The 15,614-nt window shown below is 73.7% G+C and carries 20 protein-coding genes; 5 read left to right on the top strand and 15 right to left on the bottom strand.

Annotated features, from left to right (window positions below; translation table 11 throughout):
• Positions 1–152: 152 nt before the first annotated feature.
• The 6 genes from glmS to ACJTNH_RS14435 form a co-directional block, all read right to left on the bottom strand.
• Complete coding sequence (gene glmS / locus ACJTNH_RS14410) at positions 153–2,015, bottom strand: glutamine--fructose-6-phosphate transaminase (isomerizing) (protein ID WP_458176791.1); 1,863 nt, start codon at positions 2,013–2,015, stop codon at positions 153–155.
• Between the two features lie 72 nt (positions 2,016–2,087).
• Positions 2,088–3,431, bottom strand: coding sequence for a phosphoglucosamine mutase (gene glmM / locus ACJTNH_RS14415; protein WP_458176793.1), 1,344 nt, complete (start codon positions 3,429–3,431; stop codon positions 2,088–2,090).
• An 11-nt stretch (positions 3,432–3,442) separates the two neighbouring features.
• Positions 3,443–3,862 carry a 30S ribosomal protein S9 gene (gene rpsI / locus ACJTNH_RS14420; RefSeq protein ID WP_458176795.1) on the bottom strand — a complete coding sequence of 140 codons (420 nt, stop codon included), beginning with the start codon at positions 3,860–3,862 and terminating at the stop codon, positions 3,443–3,445.
• Positions 3,859–4,302 carry a 50S ribosomal protein L13 gene (gene rplM / locus ACJTNH_RS14425; protein ID WP_458176797.1) on the bottom strand — a complete coding sequence of 148 codons (444 nt, stop codon included), beginning with the start codon at positions 4,300–4,302 and terminating at the stop codon, positions 3,859–3,861. The genes rpsI and rplM overlap by 4 nt, the downstream gene beginning before the upstream one ends.
• 194 nt (positions 4,303–4,496) lie before the next feature.
• Positions 4,497–4,982 (bottom strand): beta-class carbonic anhydrase, encoded by a 486-nt coding sequence (locus ACJTNH_RS14430; protein ID WP_458176799.1) that lies wholly within the window; start codon positions 4,980–4,982, stop codon positions 4,497–4,499.
• A 49-nt stretch (positions 4,983–5,031) separates the two neighbouring features.
• Entirely contained in the window at positions 5,032–6,003 is a 972-nt protein-coding gene (locus ACJTNH_RS14435; RefSeq protein ID WP_458176801.1) for a PfkB family carbohydrate kinase, read from the bottom strand.
• 152 nt (positions 6,004–6,155) lie between these two features.
• Between ACJTNH_RS14435 and moeA the strand changes: the two genes are divergently transcribed.
• Genes moeA through ACJTNH_RS14450 form a run of 3 tightly spaced genes read left to right on the top strand, consistent with a single transcriptional unit; the run spans position 6,156 to position 8,322 of the window.
• Positions 6,156–7,361, top strand: coding sequence for a molybdopterin molybdotransferase MoeA (moeA, locus tag ACJTNH_RS14440; protein ID WP_458176803.1), 1,206 nt, complete (start codon positions 6,156–6,158; stop codon positions 7,359–7,361).
• Positions 7,358–7,831 (top strand): cyclic pyranopterin monophosphate synthase MoaC, encoded by a 474-nt coding sequence (moaC, locus tag ACJTNH_RS14445; protein ID WP_458176804.1) that lies wholly within the window; start codon positions 7,358–7,360, stop codon positions 7,829–7,831. Before moeA ends, moaC begins: the two co-directional genes overlap by 4 nt.
• On the top strand, positions 7,828–8,322 hold the full coding sequence (locus ACJTNH_RS14450; protein WP_458176805.1) for a MogA/MoaB family molybdenum cofactor biosynthesis protein: 495 nt from the start codon (positions 7,828–7,830) through the stop codon (positions 8,320–8,322). The genes moaC and ACJTNH_RS14450 overlap by 4 nt, the downstream gene beginning before the upstream one ends.
• On the opposite strand, the gene fdhD is transcribed toward ACJTNH_RS14450, so the two are convergent.
• Entirely contained in the window at positions 8,294–9,163 is an 870-nt protein-coding gene (fdhD, locus tag ACJTNH_RS14455; RefSeq protein ID WP_458176807.1) for a formate dehydrogenase accessory sulfurtransferase FdhD, read from the bottom strand. The two genes, ACJTNH_RS14450 and fdhD, sit on opposite strands and share 29 nt — an antisense overlap.
• A gap of 42 nt (positions 9,164–9,205) precedes the next feature.
• On the opposite strand from fdhD, the gene mobA reads away from it, so the two are divergent.
• Both mobA and ACJTNH_RS14465 read left to right on the top strand, forming a co-directional pair.
• Complete coding sequence (gene mobA, locus ACJTNH_RS14460; protein WP_458176809.1) at positions 9,206–9,793, top strand: molybdenum cofactor guanylyltransferase; 588 nt, start codon at positions 9,206–9,208, stop codon at positions 9,791–9,793.
• Positions 9,794–9,836: 43 nt separating this feature from the next.
• Positions 9,837–10,502, top strand: a complete 666-nt coding sequence (locus tag ACJTNH_RS14465) for an NAD(P)H-binding protein (RefSeq protein ID WP_458176811.1) — start codon at positions 9,837–9,839, stop codon at positions 10,500–10,502.
• A 7-nt stretch (positions 10,503–10,509) separates the two neighbouring features.
• Here ACJTNH_RS14465 and truA read toward each other — a convergent pair whose 3' ends face one another.
• The 8 genes from truA to infA all read right to left on the bottom strand — a co-directional run bounded on the left by truA (position 10,510) and on the right by infA (position 15,554).
• Positions 10,510–11,394 (bottom strand): tRNA pseudouridine(38-40) synthase TruA, encoded by an 885-nt coding sequence (truA, locus tag ACJTNH_RS14470; protein WP_458176813.1) that lies wholly within the window; start codon positions 11,392–11,394, stop codon positions 10,510–10,512.
• A 27-nt stretch (positions 11,395–11,421) separates the two neighbouring features.
• Complete coding sequence (rplQ, locus tag ACJTNH_RS14475; RefSeq protein ID WP_458176815.1) at positions 11,422–12,219, bottom strand: 50S ribosomal protein L17; 798 nt, start codon at positions 12,217–12,219, stop codon at positions 11,422–11,424.
• 128 nt (positions 12,220–12,347) lie between these two features.
• On the bottom strand, positions 12,348–13,415 hold the full coding sequence (locus ACJTNH_RS14480; RefSeq protein WP_458176817.1) for a DNA-directed RNA polymerase subunit alpha: 1,068 nt from the start codon (positions 13,413–13,415) through the stop codon (positions 12,348–12,350).
• A 148-nt stretch (positions 13,416–13,563) separates the two neighbouring features.
• Positions 13,564–14,190 carry a 30S ribosomal protein S4 gene (gene rpsD / locus ACJTNH_RS14485; RefSeq protein ID WP_458176819.1) on the bottom strand — a complete coding sequence of 209 codons (627 nt, stop codon included), beginning with the start codon at positions 14,188–14,190 and terminating at the stop codon, positions 13,564–13,566.
• A 33-nt stretch (positions 14,191–14,223) separates the two neighbouring features.
• The gene (gene rpsK, locus ACJTNH_RS14490) at positions 14,224–14,631 is read right to left on the bottom strand and encodes a 30S ribosomal protein S11 (protein WP_026844840.1); all 408 of its coding nucleotides are present in this window, start codon (positions 14,629–14,631) and stop codon (positions 14,224–14,226) included.
• Positions 14,632–14,759: 128 nt separating this feature from the next.
• Positions 14,760–15,134: a 30S ribosomal protein S13 gene (gene rpsM / locus ACJTNH_RS14495; RefSeq protein WP_036334299.1), complete on the bottom strand. Its 375-nt coding sequence runs from the start codon at positions 15,132–15,134 to the stop codon at positions 14,760–14,762.
• A gap of 14 nt (positions 15,135–15,148) precedes the next feature.
• Positions 15,149–15,262: a 50S ribosomal protein L36 gene (rpmJ, locus tag ACJTNH_RS14500; RefSeq protein ID WP_014742835.1), complete on the bottom strand. Its 114-nt coding sequence runs from the start codon at positions 15,260–15,262 to the stop codon at positions 15,149–15,151.
• A gap of 70 nt (positions 15,263–15,332) precedes the next feature.
• Positions 15,333–15,554 (bottom strand): translation initiation factor IF-1, encoded by a 222-nt coding sequence (gene infA / locus ACJTNH_RS14505; protein ID WP_012950459.1) that lies wholly within the window; start codon positions 15,552–15,554, stop codon positions 15,333–15,335.
• Positions 15,555–15,614 lie beyond the last annotated feature (60 nt).

Consider the following 15,614-nt stretch of genomic DNA (forward strand, 5'->3'; position numbering starts at 1 on the left):
CCGCCGCCGAGCCGAGGGCAAGACCGACCGCGAGATCAAACGCTGCCTCAAGCGCTACATCGCCCGCGAGCTCTACCGACGCCTCGAATCACCACCGATCGCGACTTGACGCGTCATAGGAGCGTCCTGATCAGAGCTGAGGAGCCGGGGCATCACTCGACGGTGACGGACTTCGCCAGGTTGCGCGGCTGGTCGACGTCCAGGCCCCGGGTGCTGGCGATCTCGCAGGCCAGCACCTGCAGCGGCACGGTGGTGACCACCGGGGCGAGCAGGGTCGGCGTGCGCGGCACCCGGATCACGTGGTCGGCGTAGGGCAGCACGTCGTCGTCCCCGTCCTCGGCGATCACGATGGTGCGGGCGCCCCGGGCACGCACCTCCTGGATGTTGGAGACGACCTTGCCGTGCACCGACTCACGGCTGCGCGGTGAGGGCACGACGACGACCACCGGGGTGCCCTGGTCGATCAGCGCGATCGAACCGTGCTTCAGCTCGCCCGCGGCGAAGCCCTCGGCGTGGATGTAGGCGAGCTCCTTGAGCTTGAGCGCGCCCTCCAGGGCCACCGGGTAGCCGACGTGCCGGCCCAGGAACAGCAGGGTGTCCTCGGTCGCCAGCGAGCGGGCGAGCTCCCGCACCGGGTCCATGTCGGCCAGCACCCGGGTCACGGCGTCGGGCAGGCTGCGGAGGTCCTCGACGATGGCAGCGACCTCGTCGGCGTACTTGACCCCGCGCACCTGGGCGAGGAAGAGACCGACCAGGTAGCAGGCCACGACCTGGGTGAGGAAGCCCTTCGTCGACGCGACGGCCACCTCCGGCCCGGCGTGGGTGTAGAGGACGGCGTCGGACTCCCGCGGGATGGTCGACCCGTTCGCGTTGCAGATCGCCAGCACCCGAGCCTTCTGGTCCTTGGCGTGCCGCAGCGCCATCAGGGTGTCCATCGTCTCGCCGGACTGGCTGATGACGACGACGAGCGTCGAGCGGTCCAGCACCGGGTCGCGGTAGCGGAACTCGCTGGCCAGCTCCACCTCGACCGGGATGCGGGTCCAGTGCTCGATGGCGTACTTGGCGATCAGCCCGGCGTGGTAGGCGGTGCCGCAGGCCACCACGAAGACCTTGTCGATGTCGCGGAGGTCCTGGTCGGACAGCCGCACCTCGTCCAGCACCAGCTCACCGGCCTCGCCGAGGCGGCCGAGCAGGGTGTCGGCCACCGCCCGGGGCTGCTCGGCGATCTCCTTGAGCATGAACCAGTCGTAGCCGCCCTTCTCGGCGGCCGCGGCGTCCCAGTCGACGGTGTAGGCGGTCGGCTCCACGGCGGCGCCGTCGAAGTCGGTCACCGTCACCCCGCGGGTGCGGTGCAGCTCGACGACCTGGTCCTGGCCCAGCTCGAGGGCGTTGCGGGTGTGCGCGATGAACGCGGCGACGTCCGAGCCGAGGAAGTACTCGCCCTCGCCGACGCCGACGACCAGCGGGCTGTTGCGGCGGGAGGCCACCACCGTGTCCGGCTCCGCGGCGTGGGTGGCCACCAGGGTGAAGGCACCCTCCAGCCGGCGGCTCACCGTGCGCATCGCCTCGGCGAGCCGGCCGGGGCCCTCGGCGGTCTCGGCGTAGACGGCGGCGAGCAGGTGGGCGACCACCTCGGTGTCGGTCTCCGAGCTGAACTCGACGCCGGCCGCCTGGCACTCGGCCCGCAGCGGGGCGAAGTTCTCGATGATCCCGTTGTGGATCACCGCGACCGACCCGTCGGCCGAGACGTGCGGGTGGGCGTTCCGGTCGGTCGGGCCACCGTGCGTCGCCCACCGGGTGTGCCCGATGCCGAGGGTGGAGGCCGGCAGCCCCGCCTCGGCGAGCTCCTTCTCCAGGTTGGCCAGCTTGCCGGCCTTCTTGGCGGTGCTCAGCTGCCCGTCGGCGAGCACGGCCACACCGGCCGAGTCATAACCCCGGTACTCGAGTCGCCGCAGACCCTCCAGGACGACGTCCAGTGAGTCCTTCGGGCCGACGTACCCCACGATGCCGCACATTCGCCCGAGAGTACCGGGGACAGCGGCCCCCGTCCGGTGACGTGAGTCCGGCGGCCGAGCGGGCGAGGGGCGTCAGCCGGTGGCGGCGACGACCGCGGCCAGCCGGCCGGCGACCTCGTCGGCCTGCTCCTGGGTCGGCGCCTCGACCATGACCCGGACCAGCTGCTCGGTGCCCGAGGGCCGCAGCAGCACCCGGCCGGTGTCGCCCAGCTCCTCCTCGACCCGGTTCACCGCCTCGGCCACCTCGTCGCTCTCCACCACGGCCAGCCGGTCGGTCACCGGCACGTTGACCAGCGTCTGCGGCAGTCGCTGCACCACGGAGGCGAGCTCGGACAGCGAGGCGCCGGTGGCGCTCATCCGGGAGAGCAGGGCCAGACCGGTGAGCAGGCCGTCGCCGGTCGTCGCCCAGTCCAGGAAGACCAGGTGACCGCTCTGCTCGCCGCCCAGCGACAGGCCGCGCGAGCGGAGTGCCTCGAGCACGTACCGGTCGCCGACCGCGGTGGTGTGCACCGTGATGCCGGCCTTGCGCATGGTGTGGTGGAAGCCGAGGTTGCTCATCACGGTGGCCACGACCGTGTCGTCGGTGAGGTTGCCGCTCTCGTGCAGGGCGAGGGCGCAGATGGCCAGGATGGCGTCGCCGTCGACGACGTCACCGTCGGCGGTGACCGCGAGGCAGCGGTCGGCGTCACCGTCGTGGGCGATGCCGATGTCGGCGCCGTGCGCCGCGACGGCCTCGATCAGCGGCCCCAGGTGGGTCGAGCCGATGCCGTCGTTGATGTTCCAGCCGTCGGGCTCGCCACCGATCACGTTCACCTGGGCCCCGGCCCGGCGGTAGACCTCGGGGGCGGAGCGGGCGGCGGCGCCGTGCGCGCAGTCGACGACGACGCGCAGGCCGCGCAGCGGCTCGCGCAGTGCCGACAGCACGTGCGCGGTGTAGTCCTCGGCTGCGCCGGCCAGGTCGCGGACCCGGCCGATCCCGCCACCGGTGGGCCGGTGGTCGGCCTCGTCCCGGCCGGCGACCCGGCGTTCGATCGCCGCCTCGACCGCGTCGGGCAGCTTGTGGCCCCCGCGGCTGAACAGCTTGATGCCGTTGTCGGGCATCGGGTTGTGGCTGGCCGAGATCATCACGCCGAGGTCGGCGTCGGTGCGGCCGGTGAGGTGGGCGATCGCCGGCGTGGGCAGCACGCCCACGCGCAGCACCTCGGCCCCGGCGCTGGCCAGGCCGGCGACCACGGCCGCCTCGAGCATCTCCCCGCTGGCGCGGGGGTCGCGGCCGACGACCGCGACGGGACGCGAGGTCCCGTCGCGGTCGGCGAGCACGCTGGCGGCGGCACGCGCCACCGAGAGGGCCAACTCCGGCGTGAGGTCGGCGTTGGCCCGACCCCGGACGCCGTCGGTCCCGAACAGGCGACCCACGGACGTACCGGTCAGCGCTTGGAGTACTGGGGGGCCTTGCGGGCCTTCTTCAGGCCGTACTTCTTGCGCTCGGTGACACGGGGGTCACGAGTGAGGAAGCCGGCCTTCTTCAGCGCCGGACGGTCGTCCGGCTCGACCTCGATGAGGGCGCGGGCGATCGCCAGGCGGAGGGCACCGGCCTGGCCGCTGACGCCACCACCGTTGAGGATGCCGACGACGTCGTACTGCTCGGCCTTCTCCAGGATCACCAGCGGCTCACGGATGAGCTGCTGGTGCACCTTGTTCGGGAAGTACTGCTCGATGCTGCGGCCGTTCAGCGTGAACTGGCCGGTGCCGGGGAGCAGACGCACCCGGACGACGGCCTCCTTGCGGCGGCCGACGGTCTGGATGGGACGCCCGTCGGCGTCGGTCACGGTCAGTGCGCTGGTCACTGGGCCACCTGCTTGATCTCGAAGGTCTGGGGCTGCTGGGCGGCGTGCGGGTGCTCAGGGCCGGCGTAGACCTTGAGCTTGGAGAGCATCTGCCGGCCCAGCGAGTTGTGCGGCAGCATGCCCTTGACGGCGCGCTCGATGACCCGGTCGGGCCGGGTGCGCAGCTCGTCGCCGACGTTGATGGCCTTGAGGCCACCCGGGTAGCCCGAGTGCCGGTAGGCGGTCTTGACGTCCCGCTTGGAACCGGTCAGCGCGACCTTGCCCGCGTTGACGATGACGACGAAGTCACCGGCGTCCACGTGCGGGGCGAACTGGGGCTTGTGCTTGCCGCGCAGCAGCTGCGCGGTCTGGCTGGCGAGTCGACCGAGCACCACGTCGGTGGCGTCGATGACGTGCCAGGCCCGGGTGATGTCACCGGGCTTGGGGCTGTACGTGCGCACGAGGCTCACTTGTCCTGTCGTCGTCGGGCGGGTGGCTGGTGGGATCGCCTCACCGAACACGGGAGACGCGGACCGACCCGAGGGGTCGGGGTCCCGGACGCGCGCGCACCAGCCGGCGGCGCACACCAGCGGACGACGATACCAGCCGCACGAGCCGCGTTCCCCGCCGTCCGATCGGCCGGACGGCGCAGCGCTCAGCTGACCTCGCGCAACCGCCCGGTCGCCACGTCGTAGACGGTCCCCCGGACCTCGGTGCTCAGCAGGTACGGCGTCGCCCCGATCAGCCGCATCGACTCCCGGACGTCGGCGTCGACGTCGGTGAAGGTGCGCGCGGTCCACGGCGGGCGGTGCCCGGTGCGCTGCTCGACCAGGTCGGCGACCTCGTCGTCGGTGGCCTTGTTCAGCCCGCAGTCGGTGTGGTGCACCAGCACGACGGCGCGGGTGCCCAGGACGTGCTGGGAGATCGTCAGCGAGCGCAGGGTGTCCTCGGTGACGACGCCGCCGGCGTTGCGGATGACGTGCGCGTCGCCGACGGCCAGGCCGAGCATGCCGAACAGCGGCATGCGGGAGTCCATGCAGGCGACGACGGCGACCTTGCGCGCCGGGGCCACCGGGAGGTCACCGGGGAACTCCCCGAGCCAGGCCTCGTTGGCCGCCAGCATCCGGTCGATCTCGGTCACCAGGTCCTCCTGTCGCGCGCCGATCGCCGCTCACCGTAACCGGGCGTGGCTACGGCCGGTGCTGCGCCTCGGTCCGGCGCCGGCCCTCCTCGGCGAGCCGGGCGACCTCGGCCGGGGACAGCCGGGGCCGGCCGCCCAGCCGGGACACCGTCAGCGCCGCCGCGGCGCCGGCCTCCCAGGCGGCCGACCGGGGGTCGGCGCCGCGGAGCAGGGCGACGGTCAGGGCGGCGACCACGCTGTCCCCGGCGCCGGTGGGGTCCACCGGGTCCTGGCCCAGGAGGGGCACCAGCTCCTCCCGCACCTGACCGCCGGGCTCCCGCCACACGGTCAGGTCGCCCTCCTCGCCGGCGGCGAGGCTGACCACCCGGGGGCCGGCGGCGCACAGCTCGGTGGCCGCGGCCCGCACGTCGCGGAGACCGTCCAGCTCGCTGCCCACCCACATCGCCGCCTCTGTCTCGTCGGCCCGCAGCACGTGGACCGAGGCCAGCAGCGCGTCCCTGGTCTCCTCGTCCGGGGGTGCGCCGTCGGCGACGGTCAGCGCACCGCGAGGCGCCCGCTGCAGCGCGGCACGCACCGCGTCGCCGGGCTGCTGGAGCTGCAGCAGCACGGCCCGGGCACGCCGGAGCAACGACTCGGCCGCCGCCACGTCGGCCGGGGTGAGGAGGGTCGGGCCGGGGACGTCCTCCAGCAGCCGCCGGACGCCACCGGGTTCGACCAGGTCGACCAGCAGGGCGGTCGCCGTGTCCGGCCGGCGGACGACCCCGGACACCCAGAGACCGTCGCTCACCGCCTGGGCCAGCACCAGGTCACCGGCCGGGTCGTCGCCGAGGACGCCGACCAGCGCCACCGGGCAGCCCAGCTGGACGGTGGCCAGCCCCTGGTTGGCGCCCTTCCCGCCGAGCACCTCGCGCCGCCGGCGGACCGCCGTGGACCGGCCACCGCGCGGCAGCCGGTCGATGTCGAGGACGAGGTCCCGGCCCACCTGGCCGACGACGACGGCGGGCCCCTCGGGGGCGGTCACCGGTCGGCTCGCCGCGGTCGACGTCCCGGCTGCCAGCTGATGATCATCACTGGGACAGCCTGCCCGCTCACGCTCCGTGGCGCGAGCACCAGCAGCGCACCACCGACCCCGGCGCCGGGGCCACCGGCGCGGCCATCAGTGAGGATGGGCGGGTGCGCACGGTCGAGGAACACCAGGCGGTGGTCGCCGGGCTGCTCGCCCCGCTGCCGGTCGAGGACGTCCCACTCGCGGCAGCAGCGGGGCGGGTGCTGGCCCGGGACCTCACGGCGCGGGTGGCGCTGCCCGGGTTCACCAACTCGGCCATGGACGGGTACGCCGCCCGGCACGCCGACGTGGGGGCCGCCCGGGAGGAGACCCCCGTCCGGCTGCCGGTCGCGGCCGACCTGCCGGCCGGCCGCAGCGACGTCCCGCCACTGGAGCCGGGCACCGTGCACCGCATCATGACCGGCGCCCCGGTGCCCGCCGGCGCCGACGTGATCGTCCCGGTCGAGCGCACCGACGCCGGCACGGACACCGTCACCATCAGCTCCTCCCCCGCCGCCGGCAGCCACCTGCGCCACGCCGGGGAGGACATCCGGGCCGGCGAGCTGGCCCTGCCGGCCGGGACGGCACTGGGCGCCGCCCAGCTGGGCCTGGCCGCCGCCGTCGGGTACGCCACCGTCCCGGTGCGCCGGCGGCCCCGGGTGCTGGTGCTCTCCACCGGCACCGAACTGGTCGAGCCGGGCCGGCCGCTGCGGACGGGGCAGATCTACGAGTCCAACTCGGTGCTGCTGGCCGCCGCCGTCGCCGACGCCGGGGGCGAGGCCCGCACGCTGCACTTCGTGCCCGACGACGTCCAGCAGTTCCTGACCGCCGTCCGCGCCGAGCTGCCGGACGCCGACCTGCTGGTCACCAGCGGTGGGGTCAGCGCCGGCGCCTACGAGGTGGTCAAGGACGCCTTCGCCGGGCTGGGCACCGTCGAGTTCGGCAAGGTCGCCATGCAGCCGGGTGGGCCACAGGGTGCCGGCACCGTGGACGGCGTCCCCGTGGTGACCCTGCCCGGCAACCCGGTCAGCTCGTTCGTCTCCTTCGAGGTGTTCGTCCGGCCCGCCCTGCGCCGCGCGCTCGGCCACCGCGACCCCGACCGGCTGCGCACCACCGCCCGGCTCGCCGCCCCGCTGCGCTCCCCCGCCGGCCGCCGGCAGTTCCTCCGCGGCCGGTTCGACGGTGCGGTGGTCAGCCAGGTCGGCGGGCCCGGATCCCACCTGGTGGCCCATCTCGCCCGGGCGAACTGCCTGGTCGTCGTCCCCGAGGACGTCACCGAACTGCCGGCCGGCGCGCAGGTCGCCGTCGTCCTGATCGAAGGAGCCCTCCAGTGAGCCAACCGCGGCTGACCCACGTCGACGAGACCGGCGCCGCCCGGATGGTCGACGTGACCGCCAAGCCGGTCACCGCCCGGGTCGCGACCGCCGCCGGCCGGGTCCTGGTCAGCCCGGAGGTGGTCGCGCTGCTGCGCGGCACCGGGGTGCCCAAGGGCGACGCGATCGCGGTCGCCCGGATCGCCGGCATCGCCGGGGCCAAGCGGACGCCGGACCTCGTGCCGCTGTGCCACCCGATCGCCCTGCACGGGGTGACCGTCGACCTGGAGGTGACCGACGAGGCCGTCGAGATCACCGCGACCGCCCGCACCGCCGACCGCACCGGGGTGGAGATGGAGGCGCTGACCTCCGTCGCCGTCGCCGGGCTCACCGTCATCGACATGGTGAAGGCCGTCGACCCGCGGGCGTCGGTCACCGACGTGCGGCTGCTCGCCAAGTCCGGCGGCAAGAAGGGCGACTGGGTCCGGTGAGCACCGAACTGCCCGCCGACGCCCGGGCCGTCGTGCTGACCGCCTCCAACCGGGCCTCCGCCGGGGTGTACGAGGACCGCTCGGGGCAGCTGCTCGCCGAGGGGCTCCGGGACCTGGGCTTCGCCGTGGAGGGCCCGCACGTCCGCCCGGACGACGTCCCGGCGCTCACCGAGGTGCTCCGGGCTGCCGTGGCCGGCGGGGCCGACGTCGTCCTGACCACCGGGGGCACCGGGCTCTCACCGACCGACGTCACCCCCGAGGCGACCCGGGCGGTGCTCGAGCGTGAGGCACCCGGCATCGCCGAGGCCGTGCGCCGCTTCGGCGCCGACCACGTGCCGACGTCGGTGCTGTCCCGCGGGCTCGCCGGCACCGCCGGCCGCACCCTCATCGTCAACCTGCCCGGCTCCACCGGCGGCGTCCGGGACGGCCTCGCCGTCCTCGGCCCGCTGCTCCCCCACGTGGTCAGCCAGCTGCGCGGCGGCGACCACTGACGGAGGCCCCGGGCTGGTCCAGCACCAGCCGCTCGGGGTGGGTGTAGACGTTGCAGCCGTCACCGCGCAGGAAGCCGATCAGGGTGATGCCGACCTCCTGGGCCAGCTCCACGGCCAGCGAGCTGGGCGCCGAGACCGCCGCCAGCACCGGCACCGCGGCCATCGCCGCCTTCTGGGTCAGCTCGAACGACGACCGGCCGCTGACCATCAGCACGTGCCCGGCCAGCGGCACCCGCCCCTCCCGGACCGCGTCGCCGACCACCTTGTCCACCGCGTTGTGCCGTCCGACGTCCTCCCGCAGGGCCACCAGCTCACCGTCGGCGCGGAACAGCCCGGCCGCGTGCAGCCCACCGGTCTTGTCGAACACCTCCTGCGCGGCCCGCAGCCGGTCCGGCAGGGCCAGCAGCGTCTCCAGCGTCAACCGGGTGTCGTCGGCGGCGACGTCGTGGGCCGTCTTCGTGCGGATGGCGTCGATGCTCGCCTTTCCGCAGACGCCGCACGAGCTGGTCGTGTAGAAGTTCCGGTCCAGCGCGGTGTCCGGGGCCTCCACGCCGGGGGCGAGGTCGACGTCGACCACGTTGTAGGTGTTGCGCCCCTCGTCGTCCACGGAGTTGCAGTAGCGCAGGCCGGCGATGTCCGCGGCCGAGGCGATCACGCCCTCGGTGGTCAGGAAGCCGTGGACGAGGTCGAAGTCGTCGCCGGGGGTGCGCATGGTGACCGCCAGCGGCGTCCCGCCCAGCCGGATCTCCAGCGGCTCCTCCGAGGCGACGGTGTCCGGCCGCCGGGTGTGCAGCGGCCCACGGATGCGCAGCACCGGGGTGCGGCTGGTGACTCGTCCCACCCCGCAGACGGTACTCACGGCTCGCGCCCTACCGTTCCGCGCATGACCCCGCTGCCGCCCTTCGCCGCCATCGTCCTGGCCGGTGGCCGCGCGGCCCGGCTCGGCGGTCAGGCCAAGCCGCAGCTGGACGTCGGTGGCCGGTCGATGCTCGCGACGGTGCTGGCCGCGGTCGACGGCGCGTCCCCGGTCGTCGTGGTCGGCCCGCCGCAGCCGGTCCCGGACGGCGTCGTGCTGGTGCGGGAGGAGCCCCCGGGCGGCGGGCCGGTGCCGGCGCTCACGGCCGGCCTGGCCGCGGTGGGGGACGCCGAGGTCGTCGCCGTCCTCGCCGCCGACCTGCCCTTCCTCACCCCGGACCTGGTGCACGCGCTGCGCGGGCGGCTGACCGGCGACGGGGTGCTGGTGGTCGACGAGACCGGCCGGGACCAGCTGCTGCTCGGCGTCTGGCGCACGGCCGCGCTCCGGGAGGCGACCGGGTCGGCCCGGGCGCACGCGCCCCTGCGCGGCGTGCTGGCCCCCCTGGCGGTGCAGCGCTACCGGCCGGAGGCGCCGTCCGGCTCCCCCGCGCCGTGGACCGACTGCGACACCCCCGCGGAGCTGGCCCGCGCCCGCGCCGCCGCACTGCGCCCCTGATCACGGTCGGACTGCCCGCCGCCCGCCCGGGTAGGGCCACCGCATGCGCATCGTCATCGCAGGAGCCCACGGGCAGATCGCCCGCCGCCTCGGCCGGATGCTGAGCGACCGGGGGGACACGGTGCTCGGCATCGTGCGCAACCCCGACCACCGACCCGACCTGGAGTCCGACGGCGTCCAGCCGGTGGTGCTCGACCTCGAGCAGGCCACGGTCGAGGACGTCACGGCCGTCGTCAGCGGGGCGGACGCCGTGGTGTTCGCCGCCGGCGGCGGACCGAACAGCGGAGCCGCCCGCAAGGACAGCGTCGACCGGGGCGCCGCCGTCCTGCTGGCCGACGCCGCCGTCGCCGCCGGGGTGCGCCCCTACCTGCTGGTGTCCTCGATCGGCGTCGAGCAGGTCGCCGACGGGCGCACCCCCGAGGGGATGGACGAGGTCTTCGTCGCCTACCTGCGCGCCAAGCTGGCGGCCGAGCAGCACGTGCTGTCCGCGCCGGGCCTCACCCCGACGGTGCTGCGGCCCGGTGGCCTGACCGACGAGCCGGGCACCGGGCGGGTGCGCCTGGAGCGCACGAGCGACCGCGGCCAGGTCTCCCGGGACGACGTCGCCGCCGTGCTGCTGGCCCTCCTCGACTCCCCGAAGGACGGCACGGTGGTCGAGCTGCTCGCCGGCGACACCCCCGTCACCGAGGCCGTCGCCGCCCTGCCCTGACGCCCGGCTACCCGCCGGCGGAGCTGCCCGGGCCGGCGCGGTGGGGCTCGGGCCGCTTGGCCCGGGTCACCACGGCCCGGGCCGCGAGCTCGTCGTCGTCCGGGTAGTCGACCCGGACGAGGGTGAGACCGCCGGCGGGCGCCACCGGCACGTCGTTGGCCCGCTCCGTCCGGGTCAGCAGCGAGGCCGGCCAGCCCGCCGGGCGACGCCCCTCCCCGACGGCGATCAGCGCGCCCACCAGGCTGCGCACCATCGAGTGGCAGAACGCGTCGGCCGAGGCGCGGATCTCGATCAGGTCGCCGTCCCGGGTCACGTCGAGGTCGAGCAGGGTGCGGATGGTGGTCGCACCCTCGCGCCGGCGGCAGTAGGCGGCGAAGTCCTGCTGCCCCAGCAGCAGCGCCGCCGCGACCCGCATGTCGGCCACCTGCAGCGAGCGCGACCAGGCGGCGGTGTCCGCCCGGCGCAGCGGGGGCGGACCGGAGTCGGCGTCGGTCAGCCGGTAGACGTAGTGCCGGGCCAGCGCGGCGAACCGGGCGTCGAAGTCCGGGCTGACCACGCGGGCGCCGGTGACCGCCACGTCCGGGGGGAGCACCCCGCGCAGCCGCCGCAGCAACCTGCCGTGGTGCTGGGCGAACAGCTCGGCCGGCAGGTCGGTGTGGGCGACCTGCCCGGTGGCGTGCACCCCGGCGTCGGTGCGGCCGGCCACGGTCAGGTCGACGTCGTGCCGGAGCACCGTGGCCAGGCCCAGCTCCAGCTCGCCCTGGACGGTGCGCTGGCCGGGCTGACGGGCCCAGCCGTGCAACGCCGTCCCGTCGTAGGACACGTCCAGCCGAACGCGGACGAGCCCGCCACCGGTCACGGTGGCGGGCTCGTCGACGTGCTGCTGCTCCATGGAGCGGACCGTCAGGAGACGGTCAGGTCACTTCGGGTCGGTGGCCGGCTCGCCACCGGGCGCCTGGGTGCCCGCGGTCGCGGCGTCGCCGAGCTCAGCGGCCTCGACCTCCGCGGCGGCCGCGTTGGCCACGTCCGGGGACAGCTCCGGGTCGTCGACCACGGCGGCGTTCTCGCGCGTGGGCTCAGCGGTGACGTCGCCGTCGTCCTGCCGCTCACCGTCGGGGTTGTAGACGTCGGTGACCACGGCCTGACCGGCCGCGAGGTCCTCGGCCGGCTCGTCGCCGGTCACGGCCGGGCTGGTGTCCCCACCCGGGCCCGTGGTGACGCCCTCGTCGGTCAGGTCGCCGTCGGAGGTCTCGCGGGCGTCCGCGGTGACCTCACCGGCAGCGGCCGACGCACCGGCGCCGGCGGCGAACCGGGTGCCCCGGGCGCGCTCGGCCTCGCCGACGGCCTGCTGCGCCACCGTCTGGCCCTCGACCAGCTCGATGATCGCCATCGGCGCGTTGTCGCCCTTGCGCGGACCGACCTTGACGATGCGCGTGTAGCCACCGGGCCGGTCGGCGAAGCGCGGGCCGATCTCGGCGAACAGGTGGTGGACGACGTCCTTGTCACGGATGGTCGTCATGACCTGGCGACGGGCGTGCAGGTCACCGCGCTTGGCGAAGGTGACCAGCTTCTCGGCCAGCGGACGGAGCCGCTTGGCCTTGGTCTCGGTGGTGGTGATCCGCCCGTGCTCGAACAGCGAGGTGGCCAGGTTGGCCAGCATCAGCCGCTCGTGCGCGGGGGACCCGCCGAGACGGGGGCCCTTGGTGGGGGTGGGCATGTCGGTCCTTCCTCAGGCCGCCGGGGTGTCCCTGCGAGCCGCGCGTTCACTGATGGGTGGTGCTCCGGGGCCGGCGGTGCCGGACCCGGCGGGACCCTGCCGCCCCGGGGGGCGACAGGGTCCGTCTGTCAGAGCTGCTCGGTCTCCTGGAAGCTGCCCTCGTCGTACTGGGCGGGGTCGCCGTAGGCGGCGTCGCCCTGGTACGCGTCGGTCTCGTAGCCCTCGTCGTAGCTCTCCACCGAGGAGGGGACGAACCCGGGCGGGCTGTCCTTGAGGGCCAGGCCCATCGCGGCCAGCTTGAGCTTGACCTCGTCGATCGACTTCGCACCGAAGTTGCGGATGTCGAGCAGGTCGGCCTCCGAGCGGGTGACGAGCTCACCGACGGTGTGCACGCCCTCGCGCTTGAGGCAGTTGTAGGACCGCACGGTGAGGTCCATGTCCTCGATCGGCATCGAGAAGTTCGCGATGTCGGCGGCCTCGGCCGGGCTCGGCCCGACCTCGATGCCCTCGGCGTCGACGTTCAGCTCGCGCAGCAGGCCGAAGAGCTCGACCAGGGTCGAACCGGCGCTGGCGATCGCGTCGCGGGGCTCCATCGACGGCTTGGTCTCGACGTCGACCACCAGGCGGTCGAAGTCGGTGCGCTGCTCGACGCGGGTCGCCTCGACGGCGTAGGTCACCTTGAGCACCGGCGAGTAGATGGAGTCGACGGGGATGCGGCCGATCTCCTGGCCGGGCTGCTTGTTCTGGGTGGCCGGCACGTAGCCGCGGCCACGCTCGACGACCAGCTCGATCTCCAGCCGGCCCTTCGCGTTGAGGGTCGCGATGTGCAGCTCGGGGTTGTGCACCTCGACACCGGCCGGCGGCGCGATGTCGGCGGCGGTGACCTCACCCGGGCCCTGCTTGCGCAGGTACATGGTCACCGGCTCGTCCGAGTCGGAGCTGACCACGAGGCCCTTGAGGTTCAGGATGATCTCGGTGACGTCCTCCTTGACGCCCGGCACGGTGGTGAACTCGTGCAGGGTGCCCTCGATGCGGATGCTGGTGACAGCAGCGCCGGGGATCGAGGACAGCAGGGTGCGACGCAGGGAGTTGCCGAGGGTGTAGCCGAAGCCCGGCTCCAGCGGCTCGATGACGAACCGCGAGCGCTGGGCGTCGATGGTCTCCTCGGTGAGGGTCGGACGCTGTGCGATGAGCATGGTGGTTCTCCTTCGTGTCCTCCGGCGACCGCCATATGACGCCGTGAGGGAGGTGGTGCCGGCGGGGCGGACATCGGTCCACCCGCTCCGCCGTGGAGCCGATCGACGCCTCACCCCCACCGCTGGGCGGTGGGGGTGAGGCGGTCGGTCACTTGGAGTAGAGCTCGACGATCAGCTGCTCCTGGACCGGGGTGTCGATCACCTGACGCGCCGGGATGCTGTGGACCAGCACCTTCAGCTGCGAGGAGATGACCTCCAGCCACGGCGGGACCGGACGGGAGCCGGCCTTCGCCTGGGCGAGCTGGAACGGCACCATCTCGGCGGACTTTGCAGCCACCTCGAGGATGTCGTTCGCGGTCACCCGGTAGGACGGGATGTCGACCTTGCGGCCGTTGACCTTGATGTGGCCGTGGCGCACCAGCTGGCGGGCCATGTCGCGGGACTCGGCGAAGCCGGCCCGGTAGACCACGTTGTCGAGACGCGACTCGAGGATCTGCAGCAGGACCTCACCGGTCTTGCCCGACTTCTTGTTGGCCTCTTCGTAGTAGCCGCGGAACTGCTTCTCCAGCACGCCGTAGATGCGGCGGGCCTTCTGCTTCTCGCGCAGCTGGAGCAGGTACTCGCTGTCCTTGGTGCGACCGCGGCCGTGCTCGCCCGGCGGGTACGGCCGGATCTCGATCGGGCACTTCGGGGACTCGCACTTGCTGCCCTTGAGGAACAGCTTCATCTTCTCGCGCCGGCACATGCGGCAGTCGGCTCCGGTGTAACGGGCCACGTCTATCTACCTCTTCGTCTCGTCAGTGACCGGTCAGACCCGGCGGCGCTTCTTGGGGCGGCAGCCGTTGTGCGGCTGCGGCGTCACGTCCTGGATCTGACCCACCTCGAGGCCGGTGGCCTGCAGGGAGCGGATCGCGGTCTCGCGGCCGGAGCCCGGGCCCTTCACGAAGACGTCGACCTTGCGCATGCCGTGCTCCTGCGCCTTGCGCGCGGCGTTCTCGGCAGCCATCTGCGCCGCGAACGGCGTGGACTTGCGGGAGCCCTTGAACCCGACGTGGCCGGCCGAGGCCCAGCTGATCACGTTGCCCGTGGGGTCGGTGATCGACACGATCGTGTTGTTGAAGGTGCTCTTGATGTGCGCCGCGCCGTGGGCGACGTTCTTCTTCTCCTTGCGGCGCACCTTCTTGGTGCCAGCTGCCGCGCGAGCCCTGGGAGGCATCTCTCTCCGGTCTGAGTCTGTGTTCGTGGCCTGGTCGCCCGCGCGGTCCTAGCCGAGGGGGCGGTCGTGCTCAGGCGCACCGCCGGTCCGGCCCTACGGACCCGCGACGGTGCGCCGACGTGCTGGGATCAGCGAGCCTTCTTCTTGCCCGCGATGGTCTTGCGCGGGCCCTTGCTCGAGCGCGCGTTCGTCTTGGTGCGCTGCCCGTGCACCGGCAGGCCACGGCGGTGCCGCAGGCCCTGGTAGCACCCGATCTCCACCTTGCGGCGGATGTCGGCGGCCACCTCGCGGCGCAGGTCACCCTCGACGCGGAAGTGCTCGTCGATGTAGTCGCGCAGCTTGAGCAGGTCCTCGTCGGTCAGGTCCTTGGCGCGCAGGTCCGGGCTGACGCCCGTCGCGGCCAGGGTCGCCTTGGCCGAGGTCGGCCCGATCCCGTAGATGTAGGTGAGCGCGATCTCCATCCGCTTCTCGCGGGGAAGGTCGACGCCAGCAAGTCGTGCCATTGTCAGGTACTCCCTCAGCCCTGGCGCTGCTTGTGCCGGGCGTTCTCGCAGATGACCATGACCCGGCCGTGCCGGCGGATCACCTTGCACTTGTCGCAGATCTTCTTCACCGACGGCTGGACCTTCACCGGTGCCGCCCTCATTCCTGTAGTTCGTGGCCGGAGCCCGGCACCCGTGGGGACACCGGACCGGCAGGGGTCACTTGTAGCGGTAGACGATGCGGCCGCGCGTGAGGTCGTAGGGCGAGAGCTCCACGACGACGCGGTCCTCGGGCAGGATGCGGATGTAGTGCTGCCGCATCTTGCCGCTGATGTGGGCGAGCACCCGGTGCCCGTTCTGCAGTTCGACCCGGAACATCGCGTTGGGCAGCGGCTCCACGACGCGACCCTCGACCTCGATGGCCCCGTCCTTCTTCGCCACGCCTACACGGCCTCCTCGTTCGATCGACGTGCATGCGCCCATGCCGGTGCGACAGGGCGG

The organism is Modestobacter lacusdianchii, assembly GCF_054177765.1.